The sequence below is a fragment of the Streptomyces sp. NPDC045678 genome (assembly GCF_056432085.1).
The window spans coordinates 110,240-132,599 of sequence record NZ_JBWKJS010000014.1; the positions used below are offsets into that span (position 1 = coordinate 110,240).

Annotated in this window: 14 protein-coding genes; 12 read left to right on the forward strand and 2 right to left on the reverse strand. The window is 67.5% G+C overall.

Annotated features, from left to right (window positions below; genetic code table 11):
• The first annotated feature begins 241 nt into the window (after positions 1 to 241).
• Complete coding sequence (locus AC07DO_RS37445) at positions 242 to 1,051, forward strand: helix-turn-helix domain-containing protein (RefSeq protein WP_479066548.1); 810 nt, start codon at positions 242 to 244, stop codon at positions 1,049 to 1,051.
• A gap of 78 nt (positions 1,052 to 1,129) precedes the next feature.
• Here AC07DO_RS37445 and AC07DO_RS37450 read toward each other — a convergent pair whose 3' ends face one another.
• Entirely contained in the window at positions 1,130 to 2,341 is a 1,212-nt protein-coding gene (locus AC07DO_RS37450) for a cytochrome P450 (protein WP_479066550.1), read from the reverse strand.
• A 389-nt stretch (positions 2,342 to 2,730) separates the two neighbouring features.
• Between AC07DO_RS37450 and AC07DO_RS37455 the strand changes: the two genes are divergently transcribed.
• Together AC07DO_RS37455 and AC07DO_RS37460 are read left to right on the forward strand one after the other, a co-directional pair.
• The gene (locus AC07DO_RS37455; protein WP_479066552.1) at positions 2,731 to 4,617 is read left to right on the forward strand and encodes a non-ribosomal peptide synthetase; all 1,887 of its coding nucleotides are present in this window, start codon (positions 2,731 to 2,733) and stop codon (positions 4,615 to 4,617) included.
• 68 nt (positions 4,618 to 4,685) lie between these two features.
• Positions 4,686 to 8,156, forward strand: coding sequence for a thioester reductase domain-containing protein (locus AC07DO_RS37460; RefSeq protein ID WP_479066554.1), 3,471 nt, complete (start codon positions 4,686 to 4,688; stop codon positions 8,154 to 8,156).
• A gap of 106 nt (positions 8,157 to 8,262) precedes the next feature.
• Here the strand turns inward: AC07DO_RS37460 and AC07DO_RS37465 are convergent, their stop codons facing one another.
• Positions 8,263 to 9,495: a cytochrome P450 gene (locus AC07DO_RS37465; RefSeq protein ID WP_479066556.1), complete on the reverse strand. Its 1,233-nt coding sequence runs from the start codon at positions 9,493 to 9,495 to the stop codon at positions 8,263 to 8,265.
• A 331-nt stretch (positions 9,496 to 9,826) separates the two neighbouring features.
• Between AC07DO_RS37465 and vioD the strand changes: the two genes are divergently transcribed.
• From vioD to AC07DO_RS37510, 9 genes are all read left to right on the forward strand, one after another.
• A complete protein-coding gene (gene vioD / locus AC07DO_RS37470) occupies positions 9,827 to 11,002 on the forward strand; it encodes a capreomycidine synthase (protein ID WP_479066558.1) in 1,176 nt (391 codons plus the stop codon).
• Between the two features lie 23 nt (positions 11,003 to 11,025).
• Positions 11,026 to 12,057: a guanitoxin biosynthesis L-enduracididine beta-hydroxylase GntD gene (gene gntD, locus AC07DO_RS37475; protein ID WP_479066560.1), complete on the forward strand. Its 1,032-nt coding sequence runs from the start codon at positions 11,026 to 11,028 to the stop codon at positions 12,055 to 12,057.
• Positions 12,058 to 12,182: 125 nt separating this feature from the next.
• A complete protein-coding gene (locus AC07DO_RS37480) occupies positions 12,183 to 15,377 on the forward strand; it encodes a non-ribosomal peptide synthetase (RefSeq protein ID WP_479066562.1) in 3,195 nt (1,064 codons plus the stop codon).
• A complete protein-coding gene (locus AC07DO_RS37485) occupies positions 15,374 to 16,717 on the forward strand; it encodes a condensation domain-containing protein (RefSeq protein WP_479066564.1) in 1,344 nt (447 codons plus the stop codon). Before AC07DO_RS37480 ends, AC07DO_RS37485 begins: the two co-directional genes overlap by 4 nt.
• A 45-nt stretch (positions 16,718 to 16,762) precedes the next feature.
• Positions 16,763 to 16,972, forward strand: a complete 210-nt coding sequence (locus tag AC07DO_RS37490; RefSeq protein ID WP_479066566.1) for an MbtH family protein — start codon at positions 16,763 to 16,765, stop codon at positions 16,970 to 16,972.
• Between the two features lie 43 nt (positions 16,973 to 17,015).
• Complete coding sequence (locus AC07DO_RS37495) at positions 17,016 to 18,323, forward strand: MFS transporter (protein ID WP_479066568.1); 1,308 nt, start codon at positions 17,016 to 17,018, stop codon at positions 18,321 to 18,323.
• Positions 18,324 to 18,389: 66 nt separating this feature from the next.
• The gene (locus AC07DO_RS37500; RefSeq protein WP_479066570.1) at positions 18,390 to 19,595 is read left to right on the forward strand and encodes a pyridoxal-phosphate-dependent aminotransferase family protein; all 1,206 of its coding nucleotides are present in this window, start codon (positions 18,390 to 18,392) and stop codon (positions 19,593 to 19,595) included.
• Positions 19,592 to 21,421: a non-ribosomal peptide synthetase gene (locus tag AC07DO_RS37505; protein WP_479066572.1), complete on the forward strand. Its 1,830-nt coding sequence runs from the start codon at positions 19,592 to 19,594 to the stop codon at positions 21,419 to 21,421. Before AC07DO_RS37500 ends, AC07DO_RS37505 begins: the two co-directional genes overlap by 4 nt.
• 56 nt (positions 21,422 to 21,477) lie before the next feature.
• Positions 21,478 to 22,335, forward strand: coding sequence for an NAD(P)-dependent oxidoreductase (locus tag AC07DO_RS37510; protein ID WP_479066574.1), 858 nt, complete (start codon positions 21,478 to 21,480; stop codon positions 22,333 to 22,335).
• Positions 22,336 to 22,360: the final 25 nt, after the last annotated feature.

The window sequence follows — 22,360 nt, forward strand, 5'->3', positions numbered from 1 at the left end:
CCCCTCTCCTCACGCGCGCACCAACTCCCGGTCCGCGTCGTAGCCCTTTCGGCCCGCCCTTGCCGTCTCAGTACGGCTCCAATTACGTGTCGCTGACCGTTGCGTGACACTGAGGGCAATTTTTTCAGCCCGGTTCTAACTGTGACGAACCTGGTGTCTTTCACTCCTCGTTTACCCGAACCCGCAAAGGCAAAACTACGTGACCATTACGTGGCGAGACCAAACCTCTCAGAAAATCGTTGTGGAAGAGAAAGCCGCTGGGCACGACAGTGGCACCTGGACATACCAATTGTCGGATCAATGGTTCGGCATCGTCACGCCCATACGAGGTGTGTGCCAGATTGAACGTCGAGACGATCACGGTTGGCGACGTACCACGCTCACGCCCGGAGAGGTCTGCCTGGTCGCACCCAACAACCTGATCCGGCTCAGTAGGACACCACCCAGACTTCTGCCATTCGAAGTCGTTTACATCCAGCTTTCCACCGAATTCCTTCAGCGAGCGCTGGACACCCACACCGCCGCTCCTGTCCGTGATGTTTCGGAATTACAGTCACTGCGTGCCTTCGATCCGCATGTCGCATCCATGGCGCAAACGCTGCTTCACGCCCGAAAGACAGGTGCAGGAGAGCGCTATGCCCTGAGTGCAGCCCACTACCTGGCCGAATACCTGCTCCATCCATTCCGTTCCCCATCACCGAGTGCGGGAGGTCTCAGCTCGGAACAACTGCTCACGCTGCGGGCCTACATGGAGATGCACCTGTCCGAGAACATCACACTCGACCAGCTGGCCGGAGAAGCACGTCTCAGCCGGTATCACTTCCTGCGCCGATTCTCTGCCAGCACGGGAAAGACGCCCATGCGGTACTTGACCGGGTTACGCATCGACGCTGCCCGCCATTTGCTCACAGCGGGCAGCGACCCCATATCCCAGGTCGGCAGGCTCTGTGGTTTCCCGAACCCGGAGAACTTCGCTCGGGTGTTCAGGAAGCACATGGGTTGCTCGCCCTCGGAGTACCGGCAGAGAGGGCAGCATCCGCCCTCTCCTTGAACGCCGACACGTGACGACGTGACGGCGTGACGGCGTGACGGCGTGACCACTCTCCTTCGGTCGAGGCGGATGCCACAGTCAGGCGATTGCCTCAAAAGTGATCGGAAGGGATTCAAGGAAGCGGAAGTTGATGCTTTCCAGCCACTCGGGCTCAGCCACTTCGCACTTCCAGTTGGCGGTCCGACGCAGCAACGCCCGCAGTGCGACGTCGATCTCGGTGAGAGCCAGTGAGGCGCCCAGGCAGTAGTGGATGCCGTGCCCGAACGACAGGTGATCAGCGGCCGGTCGGGAGACATCCAATGTGTCAGGGTCGGTATAGCGGCGGGGATCACGATTTCCCGAACCGAGAACCAGGGTCACCGACTGGCCGGCTCGGATCAGGTGCTCACCGAGGTCGATGTCGGCGAGCGCCTTCCGAGTGGTGAACTGGACCGAACTGTCGTATCTCATCAGTTCGTTCGTGGCGGGTGTGATCAGCTCTGGATCTCTGCGCAGCCGTTGTGTTTGCTCGTCGTTGTTCAACAGGGCGAGGGCCGCGTTCCCGATCAGATGTGTGGTAGTCGCCTGCCCCGCGTCGATGAGCAGCAGGAGGTTGGCGAAGACTTCGTCCTCGGTGTAGTCGGCTGCCCGGAGTTGGGGGCTGATCATCCGGCTGAAGAAGTCGTCGGCCGTGCCGTTTCGACGAGCGGTGGCAGTGCGGTCGAACGACTCCCTCAGTGCCTGTATCCGCGCGTTCTGGGAGTCGGACTGGGTGAAGAACTCATGCAGCAGCCCCTGCCAGCCCTCCAGGAGGTGGGTGGCGTCGTCGGACACGCCTGCCAGTTTCGCGATGACGCCACGGCTGAGCGGTTCCGAGAAGTCGTGAATGATGTCCATGCGTCCGCTCGGCAGGACCTTGTCGAGCAGTTCGTCGGCCAACTCCTGGACATGAAATCGTAGTTCCCGGGTGAGGCGGGGAGAAAGGCTCGGCCTGATCAGCCGGCGTAGTCGGGTGTGATGCGGTGGATCATTGAACAGCATCATGTCTGAGAGTGTGCGAGACAGCAGTGCAATATCGCCGCGGGCCTGTTCGGGGAGGCTCTCGTGGAAATCCGATATTTTGGCCACTGAAAGACGCTTGTCCTTCGAGAGATCGACGATTTCCGGATGGCCGAGCACCGCCCAGGTCTGCATCCAGTCATCCCACTGCACCGGTGATTTAGTGCGCAACTCGGCATAAAACGAGTATGGCTCCGCCGCATGTTCGGGATCGAGCAGGTGGGAAAGATTCGTCGTATGGGGAGTGCGCATGGAAGATCCCCCAGTATCGGCCTGACGGTTTATGAGTAATCCACGGGATTCAAGTGCTGCGTCCGTGATGGGAATATCGAGTAGGCTAGCGATGTCCGCGAGCCGGCGTCAAGTGTCGCCGGCGAAGCGCGGCTGGCGGTTATTGCGCTCTTCTGGACACATATTGCGCGCCGCCTCGTCGGCCCTTCTCGCGCATTGACGCCGGGGTGAACGGGTGCCAGAGTGAATCTTCTCCGGTCTCAGTGGAGTTCAGTGACCGTCTGATTAGCGTGTACTGCTCACGTTCGCCCGCCACTCCTGTCCGTGCGAATGCATTCTCTTTTCTGGAGTTGAACCGGGTGGCACCGCGGCAGCATCAGCCGAGAATTAGCGGGGAAATTTTGACAACCTTGCCAGAACAGAAGTTTGCGTCGAACGCTCCACACGACGAACTCAGCCCGGTCCATGCAGTCGTGGCCCGGATAGCCGGCAGTGATCCGCTGAGGGTCGCCGTCCGAAGCAGGGACACCGAGCTGAGCTACGGCGAGCTCGACGCCTGGGCCAGGCGCATCGCAGCGTCAGTCCGTGCGGCAGGTGCGGGCAGGGGCGAGCGAATCGGTGTGCTCGTCGAACCTTCGAACGCAATGATCGCCGCCGTGCTCGGCATCCTGTACGCCGGTGCCGCGTACGTCCCGGCAGACCCGGCCCACCCTGATCAGCGGATCGCCGATGTGTTCGCTGACGCGGACGTGTCTGCCGTGATCGTCGCAGAGGGCACGTCTGGCCGACTGCCCACGCTCACATGCCCGGTCATTCGAGCGGAGAATGCCCGAGAAGGAGAAGAGAGCACGGCGGCGGCAGCCGCGGTGACGCCCAATGACGCCGCCTACATCATCTATACCTCGGGCAGCACCGGCGAGCCCAAAGGCGTCCTGGTCGAGCACAGTCAGCTGTCCGCTTCCACTTGGGCACGCCGCGCGGTGTATCCCGGCGCTCCAGTCTTCTTGCTTGTGTCGCCCTTGGCCTTTGATTCCTCGGTTGCCGGGGTGTGGGGGACCTTGACCGCGGGGGGATGTTTGGTCGTAGCTGCGTCTGATGAAGTCCGCGATCCCGAACGGCTGGCGCGCCTGGTGGAACGCCGGAAGGTGACCCGGCTGCTCTGTGTGCCACTGCTCTACAGCGCACTGTTGGACGCGACGGCACGGCAGGGCACGCGGCTGGACGCGCTGGATACGGTGATCGTGGCCGGCGAGTCGCCGGCTGAGGCATTGGTGGAACGCCATTTCGCCCTGCTCGGCCGGACAGTCGCCCTGGTCAATGAGTACGGCCCGACCGAGGCCACTGTGTGGGCCAGCTTCCGCCGTTATGAAGCCCCTGGACCGATATCCATCGGCGGGCCGGTGACTGGAGTCCGCCTCTACCTGCTGAATGGAGGCCTGGAGCCGGTCCCACGCGGTGTGAGCGGCGAGTTGTTCATCGGCGGCCCTGGGGTGGCGCGAGGGTACTTCGGCCGCCCTGAAGCGACTGCCCAGGCTTTCATCGGCGACCCTTTCACCGACGTCGAGGGCGCCAGGATGTACCGCACTGGGGACCTCGCCCGGTGGAACGACGATGGTGAGTTGGAATTTCTCGGCCGCCGCGATCAACAAGTCAAGATCCGTGGTCACCGGATAGAGTTCGGCGCGGTCGAGGCTCATCTGCGTACCGCATCAGGAGTTAGCGACGCCGCCGTGGTGACGAACGCGGAGGGGACCCAGCTTGTCGGGTTCGTCCTGTCGCCTCCTGACACTTCTCCAGAATCCATCCGCGCGCATGTGGCCCGCAGGCTGCCGCAAGCCATGGTTCCGGACTGGATTCACGTGCTCGATCGGTTTCCTGTGAATGTCAACGGCAAAATCGACCGACAACGCCTCAGTGCTCTGGCAGAGACCCGTCCGGACTCCCAGACAGAGGATGGAGCCGCCGCCCCCACGGACGACACGACTGGACGGGTGTCCGCCGCGTGGGCCGAGGTACTGAAGCGGAAAGACGTTCCGACCGGGGTGAATTTCTTCGATCTGGGCGGCCACTCGGTCAAGCTCTTCGAGCTTCAGAACGCCCTTGAGCGACATGCGGGAGTTCGGCTCTCGGTCGTTGCTCTGTTCTCTCACACCACGGTGGCGGCGCAGGCAATGCTGATCCGTGACGGCGTTCCCCCGGACGAGGGTCCGGCTGTGGTCGCGCAGGCGGCATCGGCCAGGCGCTTTCGCGCGCTGCGCGCACGGCGCCAGCGTCTAGAGGGAGGGGGACGGCGGTGACACCCGGAGTACCAGGACCTCATCACAGCCGCCCCGCACAAGCTCCGTTCCAAGAAGGGCACGACGCGATGACCACCGAGGAAGCCGCACAGCACGAGCTTGAGCAGGCGGTGGCCGTCGTGGGGATGAGCGGACGCTTCCCCGGCGCCCGCGACCTCGACGCCTACTGGGCCAACCTGCGCGACGGCGTCTGCTCGCTGTCCGAGTTCACCGAGAGGGAACTGCTCGCCGAGGGGACGGACCCGGCCGAGCTGCGTCATCCCGCGTTCGTCCCGGTACAGGGATATCTCGCGGACGCGGACCGTTTCGAGGCCGAGCTCTTCGGCTTCAACCGCACCGAGGCGGCCGCCCTGGACCCGCAGCACCGGGTGCTCCTGGAGACCGCCTGGTCGGCGTTGGAGGACGCAGGGTACGCCCCGTTGAACGCACCGTCCCGCACCGGCGTCTACATGGGCGGCAGTTCGACGGAGCACGCGCTGGCCGCCGAGACGGACCCGGCGCTCGCCGCGTCGATCGGCGCGATGCAGGTGCGGCTCCTCACCGACCGCGAGTTCCTGGCGCCCTGGGTCTCCTACCGGCTGGGCCTGGACGGGCCGAGCATGATGGTCCAGACGGCCTGCTCGTCCTCGCTGACGGCGGTCCATGTCGCCGTCCAGGCCCTGCTGCTCGGCGAGTGCGACACCGCGCTCGCGGGCGGTGTCTCCATCGGCGCCCCGCGCAAGGAGGGCTACGTCTACTACCAGGGCGGGACTTCTTCTCCCGACGGCCGCTGCCGCCCCTTCGACGAGAAGGCGGCCGGCACAGTGCCGGGCAGCGGGGTGGGCGTGCTGGTGTTGCGGCGGCTGGAGGACGCGCTCGCCGACGGCGACCCGGTGCGCGCGGTGATCCGAGGCACGGCCGTCACCAACGACGGGGCCGGCAAGGTCGGCTTCACCGCCCCGGGCGTGGACCGGCAGACGGCCGCGATCACCGAGGCGTGGACTGCGGCGGGGCTGGAGCCGTCGGCGGCGCAGTACGTGGAGGCGCACGGGACCGGGACCGAGCTGGGCGACCGGATCGAACTGGCGGCGGCGAGCGCGGCGTTCACCTCCCGAGCCGGTCTCGACGCCCGAGCCGGCATCGACGGCGGCGTCGGCATCGCGCTCGGTTCGGTGAAGTCGAACATCGGGCACGCCGACGCGGCGGCCGGTGTGGCGGCGCTGATCAAGACGGTCCTGATGCTGGAGCACGCCACCCTGGCCCCGACGGTGAACGTCACGAGCCCGATGGCTGCCCTGCGGGACTCGCCGCTGCGGCTGGTGACCGAGACCCGTCACTGGCCGCGCAGGCCGGACCTGCCCCGGCTTGCCGGCGTGACGTCGGTCGGCATGGGCGGCACGAACGTGCACGTGGTGGCGCAGGAGGCACCGGCACGCGAGCCGCGCGCGAAGGCCGACGGCCGCCCGACGGTCCTGCCGCTGTCGGCCCGTACCGCGCGTCAACTCGCCCTCGTGGCAGCACGGTTGGCGGCACGTCTGCACGAGGCCGACGCCCCCGCCCTCGCCGATGTCGCGCACACCCTGCGCACCGGCCGGGTCGGGATGCCCGTGCGTGCCTACGTGGTCGCCGCCGACGTGCAGGAGGTGTCGGACAAGCTCATGGCACTGGCCGAGGGTCACACGGATCCGGTGCGGGACCCGTCGGGGGAGGCGTGGCTGCGCGGCGAGGAGGTGACCTGGCCGGCGCTCGACGGCGAGGTGCGCCGGGTACGGCTCCCGTCGTACCCGTTCGCGGGCGAGAGCTACGGCGCGCTGACGCTGCGCGGCCGTGCCGCCGCTCAAACGTCGGCTGCTCGCACGTCGGCTGCTCGCACGTCGGCCGCTCAAGCGCCGGTTGCTCAAGCGCCGGCCGAGAGCGCGGCGCCCGCACTGGGCAGCGAACTGGAGGACAGAGTCACCGAGCTGGTGATCGAGGCGCTGGATCTCGACGGGCCCGCCGGTCTGGGGAAGACGTACCTCGACGCGGGCGGCGACTCGCTGACGTCCGTGCATCTGGCCGGACGGCTCCGCGACGAGCTGGACATCGACGTACCGATCGAGCTGTTCCTGGAACCGGTCACGCTCAAGGAAATGACGATCCGCATCGTGGGATTCAAGGAAGGGGGCGAGGGCGCCGGGCGCCGTGCTCACCGTGTTTCGGCCGTGCGGCGGCCCACCTTCGCCTCGGTGCACGGCGAGGGCGTGACCGAGGTCCACGCGAAGGACCTCACCCTCGACAAGTTCCTCGACGCACACCTCCTCGCCGACGCCCCCGCGCTGCCCCGCGCCGAGCGGGAGCCGCGCACCGTGCTGCTGACCGGCGCGAACGGCTACCTCGGCCGCTTCCTCGCCCTGGAATGGCTGCAGACTCTGGCGCCGGCCGGCGGCCGGCTGATCGCCCTGGTGCGCGGCAGCGACGCCGCCGCGGCCCGGCAGCGGCTGAACGCGGCCTTCGACAGCGGCGACCCGGAGCTGGTGCGGACGTACGAGGAACTGGCCGCGGCCCATCTCGAGGTGGTGGCGGGTGACATGGCGGAACCGCGGCTCGGCCTGGACGAGGCGGTCTGGGACCGGCTGGCCGACGAGGTCGACCTGATCGTCCACGCCGGTGCGCTGGTGAACCACCTCCTGCCGTACCCGCACCTCTTCGAGGCCAACGTCGTCGGCACGGCCGAAGTCGTCCGGCTGGCCCTCACCCACCGGGCGAAGCCGATCACCTACGTCTCCAGCGTCGGGGTCGCCGACTCCTGCCGACCGGCCCTCGACGAGGACACCGACGTCCGCGGCGCCATACCCGCCCTGAACGTCGACGATGGCTACGCCAACGGGTACGCGACCAGCAAATGGGCCGGCGAAGTGCTGCTGCGGGAGGCGCACGACCTGTGCGGACTGCCGGTCACGGCCTTCCGGTCCAGCATGATCCTCGCGCACAGCCGGTACGGCGGACAGCTCAACGCCACCGACGTGTTCAGCCGCCTCCTGTTCAGCGTGCTCGCCACTGGAATCGCGCCGCGCAGCTTCTACCGCGCGGACGGCGAACGCGCCCACTACGACGGCCTGCCCGTCGACTTCACGGTTGCTGCCATGGTGGCGCTGGGGGGCCGCGGCGCCGCTGAAGCCCCGTCCGGGTACCGGACGTTCAGCCTCGTGAACCCCCACGACGACGGCGTCTCCCTCGACGCGATCGTCGACTGGCTCGCGCAGGACGGCCACGCCATCGAGCGGGTGGACGACTACGCCGAGTGGTATCTGCGGCTCGAGGCGGCGCTGCGCGCCCTGCCCCAGGCACAGCGGCAGTACGCGGCGCTGCCCATCCTGCACGGCTACAAGGAGCCCGAGGACCCGGTACCCGGATCCATCTTCCCCTCCGAACGGTTCCGCGCCGCCGTCCGGGCCGGCGCGATCGCCGGGCACGGGGAGATCCCGGGCGTCACACGCGACCTCGTCGCCAAGTACGCCCGGGACCTGAAGAACCTGATGACAGCGGGGCGCCCCATGGACGGCGGCCACGTCAACCCCTGACGTGCCGCCCGGGACGCGGGGCCGGGGCCATCCCCCGTCCCCGGCCCCGCGTCCCGCAGTACGTCCCCCGGGCCGGCCGACTCCTCGGCCATGAACGACGCCCGGCCTATCGGCCGGGCGCGAACCGTATCGGCAGAGCCTTGATCCCGTATACGGGGGTCAGATCCGGAAACCATTCGATCGCCGCGTCATCGGCGACGGTGTAGTCCGGCATCCGGTCGAACACTTCCTCCAGCATCGCCGTGAACATCTCTCGCACCATGGCCGCGCCCACGCAATAGTGCTGGCCGGCACCGAAAGCGAGGTGGCGGCCGGCGTCGCGGTTCAGGTCGATCCGGTCCGCCTGCGGGAAGACGGAATCGTCGCGGTTCGCCGCGGCCCACCCGAGCAGCATCTGCTCGCCCCGGGCGATGCGCTGCCCGCCGAGTTCGACGTCCTCGGCGGCAATCCGGCCCGTGCTCTGAACGGGCGAGACCCACCGCAGGAATTCGTCCACGGCGGTGCGGATCATCGAGCGGTCGGACATCAGCCGGGACCGCAACTCGGGTTGCTGGGCCAGGGTGCGGAGCGCGATCGCCGTCACGCTCGACGTCGGATGGATGCCGAGCAGCAGCAAATACATCATCGAAACGATGTCATCGTCCGGTATCGGTGCTCCGTCCACCTCACTGGCCGCCAGGTGCCCGAGCAGCCCCCGCTTGTCGCCGTCCCGTTGCGCGTCGAGTGCTTCCACCAGCTCCAGGCAGATCAGTTGCGCGCATTCGCGGGCTGTAGCCGGATCGTGCGGAGCGGCGAAAAGCGCCCGGTAGAGGAGGGAGTCGATGTCGAACCACCGCTCCTCGGGCAGTCCGATGTCCCGCATGGTCAGAATGCTGGGCAGCTTCTCGGTCATCGCCAGAACGATGTCGCACTCGCCGCGCTCGATCACCTCGTCGATACAAGCCGCCGCCAGCTGCCGGACCTCGCCGGCGCGCGCAGCGACTTGCTTCGGGGAATAGAACACGGAGATCAGCTTGCGGTACTTCAGGCACTCCGGCGAGTCGAGTTCCAGCGGTATCATCCGGTTGCTCTGCCCGAGTGAGGGAATGGTCACCCCCTGCACCGTACCGTCCGCCCTGTCCTGCGCGGTGTGGAAGGTCCGGGCATCGCGGGCCGCCGAGGTCACCTCACGGTGGCCGGTTGTGACCCAATAGCCGTCCCATGCGCGGCTCCACTGCACCGGGCAGGATTCGCGGAGTTTCGCATAGGTCGGAAACGGGTCCACCGCTATCGCCGGGTCATGGCTGTCATAGTCGAACCCTGCTCGCATGTCCACCAAGGAAATCACCTTCGCTGTCACGGAGTTTGCTCGGAATCGCGCTCCGGAACCTTAACAGCCGGATCGACGGCGGCAGTTGACGCAGCAATATTGATCGAATATCGGGCAACGATCGACAACAGCCTTTCTGGGCCGTGGAATTCAGCCGCGGCTCACCGAGCCGCCGGCGACGGCACGGCGTCGTCACGGTGGCCACGGTGTGGACCGACGGCCGCCCGACTCGTCGACGCACGGGCAGCAACGCAGATCCCGCAGGGGGCAATATCTGTCAACTGCCCCTATCGGGGAGGACATACATTGCTCCGCAGAAGACCTCACACCCTCGATCCGGGTGTTTGAGGAATCACCGTCCTTGGACCAGAAACGCAAGTCCAGCATCTCTGCCGAACTGAGAAGGTTCTGGAGAACGATGAATTTTGATGGGGCATTGCTCGAAGACTGGATGCGCGACCACTATCATGACGCGGCGATAGACATCGGGTCGAGTGGGGTTCTCGACTACTCACTCGGGCAGGTGCGAGAACTTGCCGGCATCGAGCCCGGATATCTGGACGAAATTGTTTTCCGGGACAGTCCGTGCCTGGGCCGGGACGACCTGCGCGAGGCCATCGCCTCGCGCTGGGGGGACGGTGACGCGCGCAGGGTGATGCTGACGCACGGCGGCAGCGAAGCCATCTACGTCGCGCTCCAGACCCTCCTCGAGCCGGGCGACCAAGTCGTCGCCCTGCACCCGGCCTACCACTCGCACGTATCCGTCGCAGAGTCCATGGGGTGCGAAGTCCTGCGCTGGCAGCTGCGCGAGGAGGACGGATTCCGGCCCGACGTGGAGGAACTCGCGAGGATCGTCACTGCGCGCACCAAGGTTATTGTGGTCAACTTTCCGCACAACCCGACCGGCGCGACACTCGACCTCGCCGGTTTCCGTCGCCTGCTGGAGATTGCTGACAGTGTTGGCGCCCATCTCCTGTGGGACGGCGCTTTCACGGACCTGGTCTACGATGACGCGCCGCTGCCGGACCCCGGACTGACGTATCCGCGCACTGTGTCGATCGGAACCTTCTCCAAGGCTTTTGGTCTACCCGGCATGCGTTTCGGATGGTGCATGGCCGACCCGGAGCTTCTTCGGGCGATGACCAACCTGCGCGACCGCATCACCCTCAGCCTCTCCCCGCTTCTCGAGTACATAGCGCTGCGCGTCGTACAGCGTGCGGACGTGTTCATCGCTCCCAGGCTGCAGAACGCCAAGGCCAACCGGCGCCTGCTGACCGACTGGGCCGCGCGGCACGAGGACCGTGTCGATCTCCCGCTGCCCCTCGGCGGAGTGACAGCGTTCCCGCGATTGCGCCCGTGGCAGGACACGACCGAGCTGTGCCGGCGGCTGGGAGAGACCAGCAACATACTGCTCGTCCCCGGCCGGGCATTCGACCACCCGTGCCGCGTCCGGCTCGGTTTCGGCGGCGATCGCGGCCAACTGAGCAAGGGCCTGGACATTTTGGGCGCTGAGTTCGCCGCGAGTCCCCAACCCTGAGGCGGAAAGGAACCCTGACGAACATGCAGAGCATTGAACTCTCAGACATCGAATTGAAGACAGTCGACGAACTACTCACGTCACTCACGGCCAAGTTCCAGTCGGTCAGTGACCCGGAGTTCGTCCGGCAGTGCGCGGTGTACGCACATGAGCTGCCGCAGCGGCTGCGGGCCGAGTTGAACGCGTTCCGCCTGGAGGCTTCCGGTGGCGTGCTGTCCATCCGCGGCTTCCGGATCGACGACGTCGCCGTCGGGCCCACTCCCGAGCACTGGCGTACCCATGTCGGCCGGGCGTCCACGTTCCCCGCGGAGGTGTACTTCATGCTCTGCGCGTCCCTGCTGGGCGATCCCATCGCCTGGGCGACGCAGCAGGACGGCCGGATCATGCACGACATCTTCCCGATCAAGGGTCACGAGAACGAGCAGCTCGGCTCGGGCAGCGAAGAACTGCTGACCTGGCACACCGAGGAGGCCTTCCACCCGCTGCGGGCCGACTACCTCGGCCTGGCGTGCCTGCGCAACCACGACCGGGTGGCAACGACCTTCGCCTCGGTCGACGACCTCGAGCTCACCGATGAGATCAGGGACCTGCTCGGTCAGGAGCGGTACCCGATCAAGCCCGACCGCTCGCATCTGCCGCACCACGCCGAAGACAACCGGGAGATGTCGGCGCGCGAACGCGAGCTGCTCGCGCGCAGCTACGAATGGATCATGGCCAAGGACAGCGAGCCCGACCGGGTCGCCATCCTCTTCGGCGACCGCGAGGCACCTTATCTGCGCATCGATCCGTTCTTCATGGAGGACGCATACGCCGACCCGGACAGCGCCCGCGCGATGAAGGCCATCGAGGCGGAAGTCGATCGCAACATACGCGATTACGTGCTCGAACCGGGTGAACTGCTCTTCCTGGACAACTACAAGATCGTGCACGGCAGGGTGCCGTTCACGGCCCGCTTCGACGGCACGGACCGCTGGCTCAAGAGGCTGAACGTGGCGCGCGACCTGCGCAAGTCGCGCGACCGCAGAACCAGCCACGACGCGCGAGTGATCCATTGACGACCTACAACGCCTCGGCCCACGCGGCCGGACGGACCGTACCCGGAACCGACTGGGAGACGTCAGTGTCGACTGCCCAAGACTCCGCGACACAACCAAACGACAGCCAGGACCGCCGCGTTGACGTGGATGCCGCTCTTTCCAGGGATTTCCCCCTCTCCCTGGCACAGGAGCGGATCTGGGTCTCCGAGCAGCTCGCCGACGGGGGCTCGCACTACGGAGCCCCGGTCGTGTTCGCCCTGCGCGGCGAGCTGGACCCCGGGCTGCTCGAGCAGGCTCTGACCCACATCGTTGAACGGCACGAAGTGCTGCACTCCGTGGTGTCCATCGGCTCCGGCTCGCCCCGCTTCGTCGTCGTCCCCGCACAATCCGTCAGACTCGATCCACAGGATGTCGCCTCGGAGCAGGAGATGATGGAGCGGGTGAGCGCCGCGACGGCAGCTCCGTTCGACCTCTTGCACGGGCCGCTCGTACGGTTCGGCTTGTACCGCCTCAATCCCGCGGACCACCGCCTGCTGGTGGACATACATCACCTGATCTTCGATGGGGTCTCGGCCGGCGTATTGGTCCAGGAGCTCGCCGAACTCCTTGCCGCGGGGGCCGAGGGCCGCACACCCGAACTCCCCGTGCTGCCTGTCGCCTACGGGCAGTACGCCGTCGCGCAACGTCGCTCGCTCGACGAGGGCCTGTTGGACGGTCAGGTCGAGCACTGGTGCACCCAGCTCAAGGACGCGTCCTTCGCCCTTGAACTGCCTACCGATTACCGGCGTCCCGCACGCATGAGCTTCCATGGCGCCAGCCACTCCTTCACGTTGCCGGCTTCGCTGGGTGGCGAACTCACGGAGGCGGCCCGCCGCTGGAGCGTCACCCCCTACGTGGTCATGCTCGCCGGCTGGGCCGCCGTTCTCGGCCGCTACGCGGGCCAAGAGGACCTGCTGGTGGGCACCCCTATGGCCGGTCGGACCGAGCCGGGCACCGAGGAACTGATCGGCATGTTCGTCAATGTCCTGGCCCTCCGGGTACGCCCGGAGCGGGATCAGACCTTCCTCGGCCTGGTCAACCAGACGCGCCGGGCCTCCATCGAAGGTCTCGTCCATCAGGAAGCGCCGCTCGAGAAGGTCATCGAGCGACTTCGTCCGCCCCGCGACCCGAGCCGCAATCCGCTCTTCCAGACGGCGTTCGTCTACGACGAGGCGCTCGAGGAGTCCCTGCACGTCGCGGGAGTGACGATCGAGGGCGCCGCACCGCCACCGCGCACCGCCAGCAAACTCGACCTGAGTATCGAGGTCGTCGAGCGGGACGGCCGGCTCGAAGCGGAAATCGAGTACGCGACCGACCTGTTCGCGCCGGAGACGATCCGCCGCATCGCGACGCACTACACCACCTTCCTCGCCAACGCGGTCCGCTCGCCGAACCGACCGTTGTGCGAGATTCCACTGGCCTCGAAGGCGGAGCACGCTCTGCTGGTGACGCAGGGGAGCGGGGACGGCACCTCGTACGATCCCGTCGTCCTCCCCTCGCTCTTCGAGGCCCAGGTCGCGCTGCGCCCCGACGCGTGTGCGGTCTCCTGCGGCGACTTGCGGTGGAGCTACCGACAACTCAACGAGCGGGCCAACCGGCTTGCCAGAGCTCTGATCGCCCGCGGAACGGGACCCGAGGAGCTGGTGGGGGTCGCGTTGCCCAGCGGCCCGCTCCTCGTCCTGGCCATCCTCGCCATCAGCAAGGCGGGTGCCGCGTTCCTCCCGCTCGACCCGGCCTACCCGGCCAAGCGAATCGAGTACATCGTCGGCGACGCGCGTCCGGCCCTGCTGCTGACCGATGCCAATGGCGCCACGGCCCAGCCCTGGACGACGCCGCTCCTGGTCCTCGACGAACAGCAGACCGGGCGTGACGCGGGCGCGGACGCGGACGCATCGAACCTCTCCGACGCACAGCGGTCGCACCCACTCACCCCCGCGCACCCGGCCTACGTCATCTACACCTCCGGTTCGACCGGGACACCCAAGGGCGTGGCAGTCACGCACGAGGGTCTCGCCGGGCTCTCCGGCGCGCAGATCGAGGCATTCGGCGTACGGTCCGACAGCAGGGTCCTGCAATTCGCCAGTCCGAGTTTCGACGCCTCCGTCTCGGAGCTCTGCATGGCCCTGCTCAGCGGCGCTACGGCGGTGTTCGTCCCGGGCCTTCACGACTTCGTCGGGGGCTCGTTCGAAGCACTGCTCGTGCGAGAGACCGTGACGCACGTGACCCTGCCGCCCTCGGTACTCGCCTCGCTCTCCCCCGACGAGGATCTGCCCGCGGACCTGACCATCGTGGTGGCGGGGGAGAGCCTGACCGCCGACCTCGCCGCACGCTGGTCCGGGCGTTGCAGCGTGTTCAATGCCTATGGGCCCACCGAGGCCACGGTGTGCGCGACGCTGAGCGGCCCGCTGACGGGGAACGAGGGGAACGAACCGCCACCCATCGGCCGGCCGATCGCCGGCACCCAGATCTTCGTCCTGGACGAGGGCCTGCGGCCGCTGCCGGTGGGCGTGGCGGGCGAGCTGTACCTCGGCGGCGCCGGGCTGGCCCGCGGATATCTCGGCCGGCCCGACCTCACCGCGTCCGGTTTCGTCGCCTGTCCCTTCGGTCCGGCCGGGGGGCGGATGTATCGCACCGGAGACCGGGCCCGTTGGCGTGACGACGGGAATCTCGAGTTCGTCGGGCGCCGGGACGACCAGGTCAAGCTGAACGGCTTCCGGATCGAGCTCGGCGAGATCGAGAACGTGATCGCAGCGCACCCGGACGTGGAACAGACCGCCGTGGTGGTGCGCGAGGACAGGCCGGGACTGCGGCACGTCGTCGCCTACGTAGTGGCCCGGGCGCCCGACGAGGAGATCCTCGCCCACGCCGCGTCCCAGCTGCCCGGTTACATGCTTCCGTCTGCCGTGGTGCGCCTGCGGTACCTGCCGTTGACCACGAACGGCAAGGTGGACCGGCGCAACCTGCCCGAGCCGGACCAGCGCACATCTGTCACCGATCGCAGCCCGGGCACCGCGCGCGAGCAGCAACTGTGCAAGCTGATCTGCGAGGTGCTGGATCTCGCTTCGGTCGGTGTGGACGAGAGCTTCTTCGAACTCGGCGGCCAGTCTCTGCACGCGGTGCGTCTGCTGAGCCGGATCCGCAGTGTCATGGGTGTGGAGATCGGTATCAAGGCCCTGTTCCAGGCGCCTACCGCGGCGTTGCTCGCGGCGCAGATCGACTCCGGTCAGATCGCCGCCATCACCCGGCCGGCACTCCTCCCGAGCCACCAGCGGCAAAGCGCCGTGTGGGACCAGTCATGATCCCTCTGTCGTTGGGGCAGCTCGGACTGTGGTTCATCCATCAGATGAATCCGGGCAGCTCGGTGTACACCATGCAGCTCGCTTCGCGGCTGACCGGGCAGCTGGACAGAACAGCCTTGGAGGAGGCACTGCGAGACGTCGTGCAGCGACACGAAGTGCTTCGCACGGTGATCCGGGACGGTAAGGGCGTGCCGCACCAGGTCGTCCTGGACATCTCGGAATGCGCGGTAAGGCTGGAGTACGAGGAGCTCGCCGAGGAAGAGCTGCGTCCGGCGATGTACGAGGCCTCGGAACGCCCCTTCGACCTCGTGCGCGACCTGCCCCTTCGGGCATGGCTGTTCGTACTGGGGCCGCAGGAGCACGTGCTGCTCATCTCGATGCACCACATCGTCAGCGACGGCTGGTCGCTCGGGCCGCTCACCCGGGACCTCGCCCGGGCCTACGCGGCGCGGCGCCGTGGTGCCGAGCCGAATTGGCCGCCGCTGCCTGTCCAGTACGCCGACTACACACTCTGGCAGAGGCAATTGCTGGGCCGCGAGGAGGACCCGGACAGCCTGGCGTCGAGACAGCTCGCGCACTGGCGTGCGGTGCTCGACGGCATTCCCCAGGAACTGCCGTTGCCGGCGGATCACCCGCGCCCACCGATGTCGGACTTCGCCGGGGGCACCATCGAGTTCACCCTCGACGCCGATCTGCATACGGCACTGACCGAGGTCGCCCGCACCGAAAACGCGACCATGTTCATGGCCTTGCAGGCCGGGTTTGCGGCGCTGCTGAGCAAGCTCGGTGCGGGCACCGACATTCCGATCGGCTCACCCGTGGCCGGCCGCATGGATGACGCGCTGACCGATCTCGTCGGGTACTTCGTCAATTTGCTGGTGTTCCGCGTTGACGTCTCCGGCGACCCGAGTCTGCGAGACCTGGTCAAACGGGTCCAGGCCGTCGCCCTCGATGCCTACGACAACCAGGACATCCCCTTCGATCACCTGGTCAGGGAACTCAATCCGGCCCGCTCGCGGTCCCGACACCCGCTTTTCCAGGTCATGTTGACCCTGGAGTCCGACACCGAAGCCGGGCTCAAGTTCGACGGATTGACCGACGTGCCCGTGGACATCGACGCCGGCAGCTCCATGTTCGACCTGGCGTTGAGCCTGCGGGAGAACTTCGGCCCGGACAAGAAGCCGGCCGGTATGGACGCGTTCCTGGAGTACCAGCTCGACCTGTTCGAACCGGAGACCGCCCAGCACGTGGCCGACGGTTACCGGCGGACGCTGGCCGCTCTTGCCGCGGACCCGGATGCGCCGATCAGCACAGTCGACGTGCCACGCATATCGAGTTGAGCGGCCGCCGACACATTTCGACAACTACGTATGGGAGTGAGAGCAGTGGCGAATCCATTCGAGGACCAAGACGGCGTGTACCTGGTGCTGGTCAATGCTGAGGGACAGCACTCGTTGTGGCCCGCCGCCGTCACCGTGCCCAACGGCTGGACCGTGGTGCACGGCGAAGCCGGGCGAGAGGACTGCCTGGAGTACGTGAAACGGAACTGGACGGACATGCGGCCCAAGTCCCTGGTCGAGGCGACAACCTTCTGAGGACCCCTCGGACCTGAAACCAGCACGCGCGGAAAGAGACGCAATGAGCGATGTAGAGGTCTCCGACAAAATAAGACGCCGAAGCAAACGCAGAAGGCTGCTGACCAACCGAAACTTCACCTGCCTATTGGCCGCCCGTCTCGGCTCCAGCATGGCCAACGGCTTCCTGCCGGTCGCGGAGAGCTTCGGTATTCTCCACACCACTGGTTCTGCGAGTGACCTCGGCCTCGTCCTCGGAGTTCAGGCGGCGGTCTCGCTCGCCTTGTCGCTGTTTGCCGGCGTCGCGGCGGACCGCTTTCCGCGTGCCGCTCTGCTCACCGTTTCGTCGATCGTACGCCTGACCGCGGCGGCGACCTTGGCGATAGGGCTCCTCACCGATACCGCGACCCTCGCCTGGTTCTTCGCTCTGGCCGTCGTATATGGCGGCGCCGACGCGCTGTTCGGCCCGGCCAGCATGGCGATCATGCCGGACATCGTTGCGAGAGAAGACCTGGACGAGGCCAATGCGCTGGTCGGCGCCTTTTCCTCACTGGCTTGGACGGTGGCCCCCGCGGCGGCAGGATTCGTCGTGGCGGCATGGGGTTCGGGAGCCGCTTTCCTGGTGGAGAGCGTGCTGATGGCTTTCATCACTCTCTGCCTCGTATTCGCCAGGATCCCCGCCCGGCGCGAAGCCGAACCGGAGCACGAAGGCGGGACGGTCGTCACGCAGCTGAAGCAAGGCTGGCAGGAGTTTCGAAAGCGCCCCTGGCTCTGGCTGCTCACCTTGCAGTGGACGTTGTTCTCGATGGTCCTGCTGGCTCCCCTCGCGGTCCTCGGCCCGATGGTGGCCGACACCCATCTGGGCGGTCCCGCGGCCTGGGGTGTCATCGGCACCTGCATGACCATCGGCGTGCTCTGCGCGGAGTTCACCTCCAGCCGGATCAAGCCGAAGCGACCGGTGATCTTCATAGCGTGGCTGCCACCGCTGATCGTCTTCGAGGCGTTGGCCCTCGGCTCCGGCGTGCCGACGGTGGTGGTGGCGGGTGCCGCAGTGCTCTCCGGCTGCGCGATCGGCCTGCAAGGAGTGTTCTTCCAGACCCTCATGCAGCGAGCCGTACCGAGCAAGGTACTCGGCCGGGTGGCCGCCTTCGACCTGATGGCCTCCGAGATCGCCCAACCGGTCGGCTTCGCCGTGGCCGGCCCTCTGGGCATCCTGTTCGGCCTGCGCCCGGTGCTGGTGGGCTGTGCCGTGGTCGCGGTCGTGGGCACGGCCCTGTTCGCCCTTGCCCTGACCAAGGTTGAGCCACCAGAGCTACAGGCGCGGAACGAACCCCACGTACCGGACAGCGGCAGTGAGGCGACGGTTGGCTGAGCGGTACTCGACTGCGGACGAGCCTTTGACGAAGCCGGACCACCGCGGCACGAAGGAATCAGGAAGATGATCTACAAGGACAGATTGGCCATACCCGGTCCGACCCAGCTGCCGCCCGCGGTCATCGCGGCGGCGACGCACCCCATGGTCGACGAGCGCACCGTGGACTTCGCCCGCACATTCACACGCATCCTCGACGGGCTCAGGCAGGTGCTCGGCACCAAGGGGGACGTGCTGGTCTTCACGTCTAGCACCACCGGTGCGTTCGAGAGCGCGGTGCAAAACCTCTTCAGTCCAGGGGACAAGGTGCTCGTGGTGGACAACGGTGCCTTCGGCAGGCGCTGGGTGGAGCTGTGCCGCGCTTACGGCCTAGAGACGGTCGTGCTCGACGTCGCGCCGGGGCGCGAGCCGGACCCCGCCGTTGTCGAAGCCTGTCTGGAGGCCGACCCGCAGATCGTCGCGGCGATCGTCGTGCACTGCGAGACCTCCACCGGCGTCGTCACCGACCTCGAGGCCTTCGGGCGAGCGACGCGTAACGTGCTGACGATCGTGGACTCGGCCTCCGGGGTCGGCGGCTGCGAAATGCAGGCCGACGCGTGGGGGTTGGACGTCGTGGTCAGCGGGACCCAGAAGGCGCTGATGGCGCCGCCAGGGGTCGCTTTCGTCTCGGTCAGTGAGCGCGCCTGGCGTCGGCACGCCAAGGCCGGGCATCCGCGGTTCTACTTCGACTGGACGATCACGCGTGACGGCCTGAACCACTCCATCCCGCGTACTCCCTGGACGCCGGCGGTCGGCGTGCTGCTCCAGTTGGCCGCGGCGCTGGAACAGGTACTCGCCGAAGGCATGGAGCGGCGCCATCGGCGGCATGCTGAGCTCGGCCGGATGGCCAGAGCGGGCTTGCGCGGCCTCGGACTGCGGCTGCTGACCCCGGAAGTGGCGCGCAACGGCATCGTGACGGCCGCGTTCACGCCACCCGGAGTGAGCGCGCAAGCTGTCGTCGATGCGGTGGTCGAGCACACCGGCGTCCAGCTGACCACCGGCAACGGAGAACTGGCCGACCACGTCGTGCGGATCGGTCACTGCGGTCACGTCGACCCGCTCGACCTGGTCACCGTGCTGGCCGCACTCGAGACCGGGTTCGCGGCCCTCGGCGCCCCGGTGTCGCCGGGCAGTGGTGTCACGCCCGTGGTGCAGCTGATGGCAGGGCAGGCTGTTGCCGCCGCGGGCCCCGTGACGTCGATGTCGTCCAACCCTGAGGAGTCCGCCGCGTGAACGCCGACGTTCGATCAGCGCGCGACGACGCGCCGCAGCTCATCCCGAGCCTGCTCGAGCAGCACGCGAGGGTGACGCCGCACGCCTGCGCCACCGAGGACGCACAGCGGACGCTGACCTACGCCGAACTCGCCGCCGAAACCGAGCACATGGCGGCGCGCCTGGCGGAGGCGGGCGTGCTTCCCGGCGATCGCGTCGGCGTCATGATGCGTCACTCCGTCGACCTGCTCGTCGCGATTCTCGGCGTACTGCGTGCGAGAGCGGCCTACGTGCCCATCGACCCGGACTACCCCGACCAGCGCAAGAGTTTCCTCGCGGCGGACTCCGGCATCAAGATCCTCATCGTGGACGGCACACATGAGGGGCCGACCAACCTGCCCGTCACGACGCTCGCCCCGGACCGAGGGCGCTCGGCCCCCCGCTCCGGCGCCCCCGCAGCCGCACCGGACGATCTGGCCTGCGTGATCTACACCTCGGGTTCCACCGGAGCGCCCAAAGGCGTCATGATCACCCATCTCGGCCTGGCGAATCTCGCGGCCGCCGCGAGCGCCGAGTTCGGCATGGGACCGCGTGATCGCTACCTGATGCTGGCCGCCGCCGCGTTCTCCGCCGCACTCGAGGAGCTGTTCCCCCCACTCGTACAGGGCGGGACAAGCGTCTTCCCGGCCGACCGGGTCGCGCTCTCCCCGGTTGAGGCCCTGCTCGACTTCCTCACCGCGCACGACATCACGCTGCTGGAGATGCAGACCGCGCACTGGCACCTGCTGGTCCACCACCTCGTGGACACCGGCGGGGTACTGCCCCCGTCACTGCGCACGGTCGTGATGGGCGGAGACCGCGCCATGCCCGAAGCCGTCCAGCAGTGGAACCGCTTCCATCTTCCGCTGGTGCACGTCTACGGACCGACCGAGACCACCGCGACCGCAGCCTACTGGAGCGTGCCGCCCGGCCAGACTCCCAAGGACGGAGTGCTGTCCATAGGCGATGCCATCACCGGAACCCGCATGTACGTCGTCGACGAGCGGCTCGAACTCGTACCCGCCGATACCGAGGGCGAGTTGCTCATCGGCGGTGACTCGCTGGCACGCGGCTACCTGGGCAGGCCCGACGTCACCGCGGAGAAGTTCGTCGCCGACCGCTACTCGGGGATTCCGGGCGCCAGGCTGTACCGCACCGGCGATCGGGTACGCCGTCTTCCCGACGGCCGGCTGCAATTCCTCGGACGCGGCGACCAGCAAGTCAAGGTGCGTGGCTATCGCGTCGAACCGGGCGAGATCGAGGCCGCCCTCGACCGACACCCGGCGGTGCGTCAAGCCCTGGTCACGACCGGTCGGGACGCGTCGGGTGAGCAGCGTCTGATCGGCTACGTGACTGCCGACCGGGACACCGTGAGCGTCGGTGAACTGCGCTCCTTCCTCGCCGACGAACTGCCGACCCACCTGATCCCCTCGGCGCTGATCCGGCTGGACGAGTTTGTGCTGACGACACATCGGAAGATCGACCACGCGATGCTTCCGCAGCCGCCGAAGCGCCGCCCCGACCTGCCCACCGAGTTCGTGCCGCCGGCCGATGAGATCGAGCGGCGCATCGCCACCGTCGCGGCGGAGCTCCTGGGACTCGACGAGATCGGTGTGCTCGACAACCTGCTCGACCTGGGAGGGGATTCGCTGTTCATGTTGCGGCTGATCAGCTGGATCCGCAAACACCTGGGCACCAGCCTCGGTCCGCGCGAGGTCTTCGCCGCGTATTCGGTACGCGGAGTGGCAGCGCTGGCCGGCGCGACGGCGGACGTCACGGCGGCGGGCAACCCGGGCAGTGGCCGGTGACCATGCTTCCCGACCTGCCGGTGGCAGTGCTTCCCCAGCCGGCGCCCGCCGATCTCATGACAGCGCTGCATCATTCAGGCGTACGACTGGCTCCGCCGGGCCAGGCCCAGGGCCTGATCTGGACCGGCGATCAGCCCTCGGAGCTGGCAGCCGCACTGGAGCGCGCACCGTCGGTGCGCTGGGTTCAACTCGCGAGCACCGGCGTCGAAAGCTACCTGCCGCTCATGGATGAACGGATCCGCTGGAGCCGGGCCGTGGGTGTCCAGTCCGAGCTGGTGGCCGAACACGCCCTCATGCTCGCGCTGACCGTGCTGCGGCAGGGCACTGCCTCCATGCGGGCCGGCGCCTGGCTGCCGCGCCCCGCCATCGGCCTGACGAACGCCGAGGTCCTCGTGGTGGGCGGCGGCGGAGTCGCCCGGGCACTGCTCGCACTGCTGCGCCCGTTCAAGGTCCGCCCCAAGGTGGTGTGCCGCAGCGGCGCCCCGATGGCGGGCGCCGAGGTCGCCACGCCCGATCGCCTCGACGCATGGCTGCCCGAGGCCCGTGTGGTCTTCCTCGCCGCGCCGCTGACCGCGGACACGGCCGGGCTGATCGACGCGGCCAGACTCAAGTCCATGCGTCGGGACGCGTGCCTGGTGAACGTGGCCCGCGGCGGGCTCGTCGTCACGGATGACCTCGTTCGCGCGCTGACCTCCGGGTGGATCGCCGGAGCCGGCCTGGACGTCACCGACCCAGAGCCGCTTCCTCCGGAGCACCCGCTGTGGTCCCTGCCCACCTGTGTGATCACCGCGCACTGCGCCGGCGATCTGGACCACGCACTCGAACCCTTCGTCGACCTGGTCCAACGCAACGTTCGTCGACTGGCGGACGGCCTCGAGCCGATCGGCCTCGTCGACCGGAAACTCGGTTACTAGCCGACTGTCAGGAAGAGCGGATCAC

What these genes read in the sequence shown, in the direction of transcription:
- AC07DO_RS37450 (WP_479066550.1), bottom strand. Translation starts at nt 2,341, where the DNA reads ATGCGCACTCCCCATACGACGAATCTTTCCCACCTGCTCGATCCCGAA.
- AC07DO_RS37460 (WP_479066554.1), top strand. Translation starts at nt 4,686, where the DNA reads ATGACCACCGAGGAAGCCGCACAGCACGAGCTTGAGCAGGCGGTGGCC.
- gntD (WP_479066560.1), top strand. Translation starts at nt 11,026, where the DNA reads ATGCAGAGCATTGAACTCTCAGACATCGAATTGAAGACAGTCGACGAA.
- AC07DO_RS37485 (WP_479066564.1), top strand. Translation starts at nt 15,374, where the DNA reads ATGATCCCTCTGTCGTTGGGGCAGCTCGGACTGTGGTTCATCCATCAG.
- AC07DO_RS37495 (WP_479066568.1), top strand. Translation starts at nt 17,016, where the DNA reads ATGAGCGATGTAGAGGTCTCCGACAAAATAAGACGCCGAAGCAAACGC.
- AC07DO_RS37500 (WP_479066570.1), top strand. Translation starts at nt 18,390, where the DNA reads ATGATCTACAAGGACAGATTGGCCATACCCGGTCCGACCCAGCTGCCG.
- AC07DO_RS37510 (WP_479066574.1), top strand. Translation starts at nt 21,478, where the DNA reads ATGACAGCGCTGCATCATTCAGGCGTACGACTGGCTCCGCCGGGCCAG.